The sequence below is a fragment of the Oceanicola sp. S124 genome, from assembly GCF_000220565.1.
Taxonomy (GTDB): Bacteria; Pseudomonadota; Alphaproteobacteria; order Rhodobacterales; family Rhodobacteraceae; genus Pseudooceanicola.
The window spans coordinates 1-10,700 of record NZ_AFPM01000078.1 but is presented as its reverse complement, the minus strand read 5'-3'; the positions used below and the strand labels follow the sequence as shown (position 1 = coordinate 10,700).

Here is a 10,700-nt window from a genome sequence, read left to right as displayed (position 1 = left end):
AGCGAGGACGACCGGCGGGCCAGGCCGCGCACCNGCTCGACCGCGCGGTCGAGGCCGGAGGCTTCGCTGATGCGGATCACAAGGGTGCCGTCCTCGGAGGGTTGCAGGCGGATCGTGCCGACCTCTTCGCGGTGATCCCGCAGCAGGTTGCGCACCTCGGGCCAGAGGCCCTCCATCCGGGTCTTGTAGACATCCGCGACCTTCACCTCGGCCAGCAGATGGGCGCCGCCCCGCAGGTCGAGGCCGAGGTTCACCAGCCCCGAGGGCAGGAACCCGGGCCAGCCGCTGGCGCCGGTGGTGTCACCCGCCTGGGCCGACACCTGGTCATTGTAGGCTTCCACGCGTCCGTAGAAGGCATTGGGGAGGGCCAGAAGCAGACCGAGAGCGACAAGCCCCCAGATCAGGACCCGTTTCCACGTCTCGATTTGCAGCATATGGCCCTCTCCTCAGGCTGGAACTTTGGGCCTTACTTCGCCTCGCCGGCGGGCTCGGTCTTGGACACGACATTGGCCAGGGTGGACTTGATCACACGCACCTTGACGCCCTCGGCGATCTCGACTTCGACTTCGCCGTCTTCCTTGACCTTGGAGACCTTGCCGATGATCCCGCCCTGGGTGATCACCTGGTCGCCACGGCGCACGCCGTCGACCATGGCCCGGTGTTCCTTCATCTTCTTCTGCTGCGGCCGGATCAGCAGGAAATACATGATCGCGAAGATCAGGATCAGCGGCAGGAACTGCGCCAGTGCGTTGCCTTCCATGGAGGGTCCTCTTTCTGTTTTCGTCCTTGGCGGGGAACCCCCGCGGAATTGGCCGGAACCTATGTGTGGCGGGGGGGGATTGCAAGAAGCGATGGCGCGGCTGTGAGCGCCGGTGGCGCTTCCCCCCGCGGCATCTGCCGCAGGCGCCGGGTCGGCTTCCGGGCGGCCCCCATTGCCCCCGACGGATCGCCCCGAGCGGGACGGTGCCTGGACGACAGCCGGAAGGTGGGTTGCCACCCACCCTACACCCGGGGCCGGGGCCTCCCCCCTCCCGGCCGATCGCTCGCAGCATTGCCCGCCATCGCCCCGCCGCCGGGGTCCATTCGCAAGAAGCGCCCTCGCGGGGCGGGCCTGCCGGGCCCTGCCCGGGCGCGCGTACTCCGCTGTACCCTTTCGCAATCTTTTGCGGCATAAGGCCCGCACGACTCAGACCCAAGGGAGTGCAAGACATGCATGACATCCGCACCATCCGCGACAATCCGGCCGCCTTCGATGCCGCCCTGTCCCGCCGTGGCGTGGAGGGTCTCTCGTCGTCGCTGCTGGCGCTCGACGAAGAGCGCCGCGCCAAGATCCAGGCTGCCGAGACCGCCCAGGCCGAGCAGAACGCCGCCTCCAGGCAGGTCGGTGCCGCCAAGGCCAAGGGCGACGAGGCCGAGTTCGAGCGTCTGCGCGCGCTGGTCGCCGAGAAGAAGCAGGCGGTCGCCGCCATGCAGGCCGAGGCCAAGGAGCTGGACGCGAAGCTGTCCGAGGCCCTGATGGGCATCCCCAACCTGCCCGCCGATGACACCCCCGATGGCGCCGACGAGGAGGACAACGTCGAGGTCAAACGCTGGGGCTCGATCCCCAATTTCGCCTTCGATCCGAAGGAGCACTACCAGCTTGCCGGCGTGCAGGGCGGCATGGACTTCGAGACCGCCGCCAAGCTCTCGGGGTCGCGCTTCGTGGTGCTCTCGGGGGCCGTGGCGCGGATCCACCGGGCGCTGGCGCAGTTCATGGTCAACACCCACGTGGACGAGAACGGCCTGACCGAGACCTGGACCCCGGTGCTGGTGCGCGAGGAAATGATGCGCGGTACCGGCCAGCTGCCGAAGTTCGGCGAGGACAGCTACCAGACGACCAACGGCTGGTGGCTGGTGCCGACCGCCGAGGTGCCGCTGACCAATATCGTCAACGACGAGGTGGTCGAGGAAGCCTCGCTGCCGCGCCGCTATGTCGCCCATACCCAGTGCTTCCGCTCCGAGGCCGGTTCGGCGGGTCGCGACACCGCGGGCATGCTGCGCCAGCACCAGTTCGAGAAGGTCGAGATGGTCTCGATCACCCATCCCGACGCCTCGCGCGACGAGCTGGACCGCATGACCGCCTGCGCCGAGGGCATCCTTGAACGGCTGGGCCTGGCCTATCGCACCGTGGCGCTCTGCACCGGCGACATGGGCTTCGGCGCGCGCCGCACCCATGACATCGAGGTCTGGCTGCCGGGGCAGAACACCTACCGCGAAATCTCGTCGGTCTCGGTCTGCGGCGACTTCCAGGCGCGGCGGATGAACGCCCGCTTCAAGCCCGCCGACGGTGGCAAGCCGCAGTTCGTGCACACGCTGAACGGCTCGGGCCTGGCGGTCGGGCGCTGCCTGATCGCAGTGCTGGAGAACGGCCAGCAAGAGGACGGATCTGTCCGCCTGCCCGAGGTCCTCTCGCCCTACCTTGGCGGCAAGCTGACCCTCACCGCCGAGGGCGTGCTGGTCTAAGCCGTTACGTCATTGGGAGAAATCTGAAGGCCCCGGTGAACCACACCGGGGCCTTTCGCGTATGTTTCCTGACGATCGGAGGTCCCCATGGAACGACTGAAAGCCATCCTGCTGCTCTGCGCGGCCATCGCCTTTGCCCTCTCGCCTGTGCTCTCGCCCGGTTTCTCGGGGTTCACGGGTGACCAGTTCCCGGTGCCCCAGCCCGATCCGCCGATCCAGCCCATGGGGCTGACCTTCGCGGTGATCTGGACGCTGATCTACGCCTGCCTGATCGCCATGGCAGGCTACGGGCTGCTGCGGCGCGCCGAGGATGCCGCCTGGGATCGTCCCAGGGCGCCTCTGCTGGCCTCTCTGGTGATCGGGGCGGCCTGGATCCCGGTGGCCAATCTCTCGCCGCTCTGGGCGACGGGGATGATCTGGGTGATGTGGGCGACCGCGCTGCACGCGCTGCTGCGCGCGCCCGCTCGGGACCGGCTCTGGCTGCAGGCGCCGCTCGGGCTCTATGCCGGCTGGCTCACGGCGGCGGCGCCGGTCGGCACGGCGGTGGTTGCCACCGGCTACGGTGCCACGCCAGAGATCTGGGTTCACGCCGCCTTCCTGCTGCTGGCGAGCTGGATCGCCTATGCGGTGGCGCGGTTTTCGCCGCGCCCCGTGCCCTTCTATCTCGGCGCCGTGGTCTGGGCCGTGCTGGGCATCGTCATCGACAACGTCGCGGTCGAGCGCTGGCTCTTCGCCGGGCTGGCGGGAGTGGTGCTGCTGGTGCTGCTGCCGGTCTTCGCCCGGCACGTCCGACGCTTCGCAGATGGCTGAGGGACGGTGGGTTGCACCCACCCTACGCGATCCACGCGGCCTGCGCGCCTGATCCGGAGGCACGCCGACCGCGTAGGGTGGATGCCAATCCACCTCTGCCCGCCACCGCCCGACAGCGCACCGAGAAACGACAAGGGGCGCCCGAAGGCGCCCCTTGCTCATTTCACCGGCTTGCGCCCCAGGGGCCTGCCCCCGGAGGGGCGGCTGCCGCGGCGGGGCTTTTCGTCTGCCGGCGCCTTGCCCAGGTGCTTGCGCAGCCGCGAGGGCGTGGACTTGGTCTTGTTCTGATAGGGGTTCTTGTCCCCCTGCCCGCGCATCGTCAGCCGGATCGGCGTGCCCGGCATGTCGAAATCGGCGCGCAGCCCGTTCACCAGGTAGCGCGAATAGCTGGCCGGCAGCTTGTCGGGATGCGAGCACATGACCACGAAGCCCGGCGGACGGGTCTTGGCCTGGGTGATATAGCGCAGCCGGATCCGACGGCCGCCCGGCGCGGGCGGCGGATGCGCCTCGAGCATGCCGGTCAGCCAGCGGTTCAGACGTCCGGTCGAGATCCGCCGGTTCCACACCGCATGGGCGCGCAGGATCGCATCGTGCAGCCGGTCAAAACCGCGGCCCGTGCGCGCCGAGACGGTGATCAGCGGCGCGCCGCGCAGCTGCGGCAGCAGGCGGTCGAAGGCCTCCTTGAGGGCCTTCAGCTTCTCCTGCTTCTCGTCCTCGATGTCCCACTTGTTGACGGCGATGACGACGGCGCGGCCCTCACGCTCGGCCAGGTCGGCGATGCGCAGGTCCTGCTGTTCGAAGGGAATGGCGGCGTCGAGCAGGACCACCACAACTTCCGCGAACTTCACCGCCCGCAACCCGTCAGCGACCGAGAGCTTCTCGACCTTGTCCTGCACCTTGGCCTTCTTGCGCATGCCGGCGGTGTCGAAGATTCGCGTCGGCGTGCCCGCCCAGTCGATCCGCAGCGAGATCGAATCCCGGGTGATCCCCGCCTCGGGGCCGGTCAGCAGCCGGTCCTCGCCGAGGATCTTGTTGATCAGAGTCGACTTGCCCGCGTTCGGACGGCCCACCACGGCGATCTGCAGCGGGCGCTGTTCGCTCGGCTTCCAGGCGGCTTCGGCGGCGCTGAGGTCGCTGTCGTCATCCTCGCCCAGATCGGGTACCGAGACGTCCATCTCGGGCGCGGCGCTTTCGGCCACGGCGGTGCGCGCGGCGAAGGTCTCGGACAGTGGCAGCAGCGCGCCGAAGAGATCGGCCATGCCCTCGCCATGCTCGGCGGAGATGCGCAGCGGCTCGCCCAGGCCGAGGTTCCAGGCCTCGAGCACACCCGCGTCGGCGGCAGCTCCCTCGCCCTTGTTGGCGGCCAGGATGACGTGGTCGGCCTTCTTGCGCAGGATCTCGGCGAAGACCTCGTCGGTCGGGGTCACGCCGACCCGGGCGTCGATCATGAAGAGGCAGATGTCGGCCATCTCGACCGCGCGTTCGGTCAGGCGGCGCATGCGGCCCTGCAGGCTGTCGTCGGTGGCCTCTTCCAGCCCCGCGGTGTCGATCACCGTGAAGTCGAGGTCGCCGAGCCGCGCTGCACCTTCGCGCAGGTCGCGCGTGACGCCGGGCTGGTCATCCACCAGGGCAAGCTTCTTGCCCACCAGGCGGTTGAACAGCGTCGACTTGCCGACATTGGGGCGGCCAACGATGGCCAGGGTGAAGGACATGACGTGCCTCTGGGGTTGCGAATGCGCCGCATAGCGCGAAACGGCGCCGGTGGCAAAGGATAATCAGCTGCGCACCGGGGCCCTTCCCCGCGCGCTGTGCGGACTGGCCCCGGAAAGGGGGCGCTGCCCCCCGCCGCGCTGCGGCTCCCCCCGGAGGTATTTTCAGCCTGGTGATGCGATCGGATGCACGCGCTCGGCAGGTCCTGCGCCTCTGGCTGTCGACGCACGCCCCCGATGGCGGACGGAGGCCGCCCAAATGGGGAGGCCCCGCATCATCACCAGGTCGGAAATACTCCCGCCGGAGGCATCGCCCTCAGCGGTAGGCCAGCAGCTGGCCCTTCTTGTTCAGCACGTAGAGCACGCCGCCGGCGACCACCGGGGCCGAGGCCGCGCCGGCGGGCAGCGCCGCGCTGCCGGTCAGATCGCCCGAGGCCGGGTCGAAGAAGCGCAGCAGCCCGTCCGAAGAGGCCACGACCAGGCGGCCGCCGGCCAGCACCGGACCGAAGTGGGCGAAGACCGCCTCCTGCTTGCGGGGCTTGCTCTTCTGGAAGAAGGGCAGGTCAACGCCCCAGATCCGCGCGCCGGTTCCGGCATCGAGGCGGACAAGCTGGTTGCGGTCGGTCACGATGAAGACCGCGTCGCCCGCGACCCAGGCAGGCCCCATGGGACCTTCGTCGGCGGTCCAGATCCGCTCTCCGGTCGAGAGCCCCAGGGCGACCATGCGGCCCGACTGGTTGCCGGCGTAGACGCGGTCACCCACGACCACGGGGTCGCCGGTGATGTCGTTGATATTGGCCCGGGCAAAGCCCTGGCGGCGGCCGGTGACCAGGGTCGACCAGACGCCCAGCCCGCCCTGGCGGAAGGCGGCCTGCACCTCGCCCGAGCCGAAGCCGAAGAGCGCATATTGATCCGTCACCGCCGGGCTCGGCGCGCCGGCGAAGTTGCTGACATCGGGGGTCGCCGAGAGCTGCCAGCGCACGCGGCCGTTTGTCACGTCCAGCGCCCAGGCCTGGGACTCGCCCGCCGTGACATAGACCAGATCACCGTAGACCGTGGGGGCGCCGGTCGCCGGGGCCAGCAGCTTCTGCTGCCAGATCACCGCGCCGGTCTCGGGATCCAGGGCGGTCAGCTCGCCGAAGCCGGTGGTCGCAAAGACCCGTCCCGCGCCATAGGCGATCCCGCCGCCCGAGGCCTCGCCCTTGCGGTCCTGCGCCGGCACCAGGTCGGCCTGCCAGAGCGTCGCCCCCGCCGTCGAGGTGGCAAAGACATGGCCAGTGGCATCCAGGGTGAAGACGCGGCCCTCGGCCACGACCGGATCCGAGGTGATATGCACCTTCCGCCCGTTGCCTTCGCCGATGTTCGCCTGCCAGACGAGCTGCGGCGCGGCACCGAGCGCCGGATGCGCCGTGCGGGTCGAGGGCGTGCCCCAGCCCTGCGTCCAGGCCGCATTGGCGGTGACCGCCGGCAGCGCCACGGGCAGCACCTGGTTCACCGGCTCGACCGGGATGTCTCCGGGCACCTGCTGGCTGAAGACCGAGCGCAGGTCCTCGCGCTCGCCGACCAGCTGAACCTCACGTTCCGCGCAGCCGGCCAGCAGAAGACCCGCCGCCAGACCGAGAGGGACCGCCCGCATCAGCGGCGCGCGGCGCCCCTGCCTGCCAGGGGTTCCTGCGATGATACCAAGAGAGCTGCCCCGCTTCGTCATGCCGCGCTTCACCTTCCGCCTGTCCCGACTGCGAGGGGTCTCGCCCTCTGCTGTCTTTCCTTTCCGGGTCAAGCACTTGCCCCACCCGGATCATTCCTTCTTGCAAGGCCGCGCGGGCCTTCGGGACCTACGCCCCGGACCCTGGTTCGCCGCCCAGGGCCACAATCAACTGACTTGCCCGCTGACGCAAGCCCTGCGTCACCTCGGCATCGGCGAGGATCGACTGCAGCACCTGCAGCGCCTCGTCCGTTGCCCCCTCCTCGACATGGGTCAGGGCGATCTGTTCCTCGGCCAGCAGGCGCAGCGGGTTGCCTGGCGCCGCCAGCGCCCGGAAGCCGTCCCGGCGCTCCGCGGCCGGGGTCACCCCCGCCTCGAGGATCAGCTTCTTGAAGGTCGCGATGTCGCCGTAGATCCCGTCGAACTGCTGTCCGTCCAGGGCTGCCGCCGCGCGGGCCGGATCGTCGGCCCCGGCGGCCGCCTCGGAGGAGGCGAGGAAGGCGGCCAGCGCAGCCTGCCCGGGGGTGCTGGTCGGCACGGCCTCCAGGGCGGCGATGCGCGCGTCCGAATCCGCCTCGTCGAGGGCATCCAGGATCGCGTCGCCGAAGGCTTCCGAGGCCGCACGTTCGCGCGCCTTCTGGAACTCGTTCCAGGCCGCGCCGCCGACGATCGCCAGGACGACCAGCACCGCGATCCAGCCGTAGCGCCGCAGCAGGCCATAGAGACGGTCCCGCCGGACCTCGTCGTTGACTTCGTCGATGAAACTGTCGGTCTCGCTCACATCTGCCCCCTTCGGCCTTTGGCCCCTCTTACCCCGTCCCCCCCGGCCTGCCAAGGGCGGCAATTGGCAAGTCGCGGCAGGGCCTTGCCGGTCGGCCCACGGGCCTGCCCCGCCATTGCGATGGCGCCAGCCCCCGGGAGGAATTGTCAGGGGTAATTGAATTGTTCCGATCAATAGGATTGGATTTCCACCAATGCTGCGCCTGCGAAAGATGTTGCGCCGCAGCACGAATGGCCGCAGGCTTTCAGCAATTATTGTGACAATGGGGCCAAAAAGCTTGCATCCGCAGCACCGGCCCCTAACTCGAATGCCAATTCATATGGAACTAATGGTGGCGCCCATGCGTTTTATTCCCTTTGTCTCGGCACTGCTCGTCATTGGGCTGCTCTACCTGGTATTGCTGGAACGTCCGGCCCTGGTGACCTTCGCCCAGGGGGAAGGGCTGGGACAGGCGATTGCCGTGGCCACCGGCGAGGCCGAGCCCTCGGAGGCAGTGCAGGCGCGGCTGGCCGATCCCGCGGCGGAAGAACCCGCGTCCGAATCCGACCCGGAAACCGCCGCAGCAGAGCCGGTGCAGGCTGAAGCCGGTCCGCAGGCGGTGCGCGTCGTCGCCCGCCATTCCGAGGCCCGGATCGTCGACACCGCCGTGCGCCTGCGCGGCCAGACCGAGGCCGACCGCACCGTGACCCTGCTGGCCGAAACCGCCTCGACGGTGATTTCGGCGCCTCTGCCCCGCGGCTCGCTGGTCGAGGCGGGGCAGCTGCTCTGTGACCTGGATCCCGGCACGCGCGAGACCTCGCTGGCCGAGGCCCGTGCCCGCCTGACGGAGGCCGAGGCCTCGCGCCCCACCTCTGCCGCCTCTCTGGCCGAGGCCGAGGCGCTGCTGGAAGAGGCCCAGATCAACCTGACCGCCGCCGAAAAACTGTCGGAAGGCGGGTTCGCCTCGACCACCACCCTCGCCGCCCGCCGCGCCGCCGTGCGCGCCGCCGAAGCCGCCGTGGCCGGGGCGCAGGCCGGGCTGACCTCGGCTGAAGCCTCGATCCAGTCGGCCCAGGCCGGCATCGCCTCGGCCGAAAAGGAGATCGAGCGGCTGCAGATCCACGCGCCCTTTGCCGGCATCCTCGAGGATGACACCGCCGAGCTGGGCTCGTTCCTGACCCTCGGCGGGCAGTGCGCCACCGTGATCGCCCTCGATCCGATCCGCCTGACCGGCTATCTGCCGGAAACCGAGGTCGAGCGGGTCGAACTGGGCGCCATGGCCAGTGCCCGTCTGGCGGCCACCGGTGGCGAGGTCGCGGGCAAGGTCACCTTCCTGTCGCGCTCGGCCGATCCCACCACCCGCACCTTCAAGGTCGAGGTCACCGTGCCCAACCCGGATCTGAGGATCCGCGAGGGCCAGACCGCCGCCATCGCCATCGAGGCCGAGGGGCTGCCGGCGCATTTCCTGCCGCAGTCGGCGCTGACCCTGAATGACGAGGGCACCCTGGGCGTGCGCCTCGTGGGCGCGGGCAAGCTGGCCGAATTCGCCCCTGTCACCGTGCTGCGCGACGAGGTCAGGGGCATCTGGCTGACCGGCCTGCCCGAGGCCGTGGATGTCATCACCATCGGGCAGGACTACGTCATCGAGGGTGTCCCGGTGGAGCCCACCTTCGAGAACCCGCTGGAGGCCACGCAATGACCGGCGTCATCGACTGGGCCGCCTCGCGCGCCCGCATGATCCTGGCGTTCATCGCCCTGTCGCTGCTGGCGGGGGGCTTTGCCTATGTCTCACTCCCCAAGGAGGGCGAACCGGACATCGAGATCCCGGCGCTCTTCGTGTCCGTGCCCTTCCAGGGCATCTCCGCCGAGGATTCCGAGACGCTTCTGGTGAAGCCGATGGAGACCGAGCTGCAGGATCTCGACGGGCTGAAGAAGATGACCGCCACCGCCGCCGAGGGCTATGCCGGCCTGGCGCTGGAATTCGAGTTCGGCTGGGACAAGACCAAGACCATGGCCGATGTGCGCGACGCCATGGGGCGGGCGGAATCCAAGTTCCCCGAGGGCGCCGACAGCTATTCCGTGAACGAGATCAACTTCTCGGAATTCCCCATCATCATCGTCAACCTCACCGGCCAGGTGCCCGAACGCACCATGACCCGCGTTGCCGAGGATCTGCAGGAGCGGGTCGAGGGCATCGACGCGGTGCTGGAAGCCGGCATCGCAGGCAAGCGCGACGAGATGGTCGAGGTGCTGATCGACCCGCTGCGGCTGGAAAGCTACAACGTCACCGCCGATGAGCTGATCTCGGTCGTGCAGAACAACAACAGGCTGATCGCCGCCGGAGAGGTCGAAAGCGAGGCCGGCACCTTCGCGGTGAAGATCCCCGGCTCGTTCAAGGATGTGCGCGACATCTACGCCCTGCCGGTGAAGCTGAACGGCGACCGCGTCGTGACGCTGGGAGAACTGGCCACCATCCGCATGACCTTCGAGGACCGCACCGGCACAGCCCGCTTCAACGGCGAGACGACCGTGGCCCTGCAGGTGGTCAAGCGCAAGGGCTACAACCTGATCGACACCGCCGAAGAGGTGAAGCGCGTCGTCGCCGAGGCTTCGGAAAGCTGGCCCGAGGAGCTGCGGGTCGCGGTCAATGTCGGCACCTCCAACGACCAGAGCCGCGTGGTCGGCTCGATGGTGCAGCAGCTCGAAGGCTCGGTGCTGACGGCGATCGCGCTGGTGATGATCGTGGTGCTGGCCGCCCTCGGGCCGCGCCCGGCGATCCTCGTCGGCTTTGCCATCCCCACGTCCTTCCTGCTCTGCTTCGTCCTGCTGGGGCTGATGGACATCACGATTTCCAACATCGTCATGTTCGGCCTGATCCTGGCCGTCGGCATGTTGGTCGACGGCGCCATCGTCGTCGTCGAATACGCCGACAAGCGGATCTCGGAAGGCGTCGGCCCGATGAGCGCCTATGTCGAGGCCGCCAAGCGGATGTTCTGGCCGGTGGTCAGTTCCACCGCCACCACGCTCTGTGCCTTCCTGCCGATGCTGTTCTGGCCCGGCGTCCCGGGCGAGTTCATGGGCATGCTGCCGGTCACGCTGATCTTCGTTCTGGCCGCCTCACTGGTGGTGGCGCTGATCTACCTGCCGGTCATGGGCGGGGTTACCGGCCGCATCAGCCGGGTCTTCGCGCGCGGCTCCGACCTGCTGCGGGCCC

8 protein-coding genes and 1 pseudogene are annotated in these 10,700 nt (G+C 69.1%); 4 read left to right on the top strand and 5 right to left on the bottom strand.

Going from position 1 to position 10,700, the window contains the following annotated elements; all coding sequences use genetic code 11:
* Nucleotides 1–434 (bottom strand): annotated as a pseudogene (locus tag OS124_RS0106510) (protein translocase subunit SecD); the annotation flags it as partial.
* Nucleotides 435–466: 32 nt separating this feature from the next.
* Nucleotides 467–760 (bottom strand): preprotein translocase subunit YajC, encoded by a 294-nt coding sequence (gene yajC, locus OS124_RS0106505; protein WP_010138608.1) that lies wholly within the window; start codon nt 758–760, stop codon nt 467–469.
* A gap of 449 nt (nt 761–1,209) precedes the next feature.
* Between yajC and serS the strand changes: the two genes are divergently transcribed.
* Nucleotides 1,210–2,502, top strand: coding sequence for a serine--tRNA ligase (gene serS / locus OS124_RS0106500; RefSeq protein ID WP_010138607.1), 1,293 nt, complete (start codon nt 1,210–1,212; stop codon nt 2,500–2,502).
* Nucleotides 2,503–2,589: 87 nt separating this feature from the next.
* A complete protein-coding gene (locus OS124_RS0106495; RefSeq protein ID WP_010138606.1) occupies nt 2,590–3,312 on the top strand; it encodes a tryptophan-rich sensory protein in 723 nt (240 codons plus the stop codon).
* 158 nt (nt 3,313–3,470) lie between these two features.
* On the opposite strand, the gene der is transcribed toward OS124_RS0106495, so the two are convergent.
* The 3 genes from der to OS124_RS0106480 form a co-directional block, all read right to left on the bottom strand.
* Entirely contained in the window at nt 3,471–5,024 is a 1,554-nt protein-coding gene (gene der, locus OS124_RS23885; protein ID WP_010138605.1) for a ribosome biogenesis GTPase Der, read from the bottom strand.
* Between the two features lie 313 nt (nt 5,025–5,337).
* Nucleotides 5,338–6,657, bottom strand: coding sequence for a PQQ-like beta-propeller repeat protein (locus OS124_RS0106485; RefSeq protein ID WP_010138604.1), 1,320 nt, complete (start codon nt 6,655–6,657; stop codon nt 5,338–5,340).
* A 199-nt stretch (nt 6,658–6,856) separates the two neighbouring features.
* Complete coding sequence (locus OS124_RS0106480) at nt 6,857–7,507, bottom strand: tetratricopeptide repeat protein (protein WP_010138603.1); 651 nt, start codon at nt 7,505–7,507, stop codon at nt 6,857–6,859.
* Nucleotides 7,508–7,847: 340 nt separating this feature from the next.
* Here OS124_RS0106480 and OS124_RS0106475 point away from each other — a divergent pair, with 340 nt between their 5' ends.
* Nucleotides 7,848–9,185, top strand: a complete 1,338-nt coding sequence (locus OS124_RS0106475; RefSeq protein WP_029375227.1) for an efflux RND transporter periplasmic adaptor subunit — start codon at nt 7,848–7,850, stop codon at nt 9,183–9,185.
* A partial coding sequence (locus OS124_RS0106470; protein WP_010138601.1) for an efflux RND transporter permease subunit occupies nt 9,182–10,700 on the top strand: 1,519 nt, incomplete at its 3' end. The genes OS124_RS0106475 and OS124_RS0106470, both read left to right, overlap by 4 nt.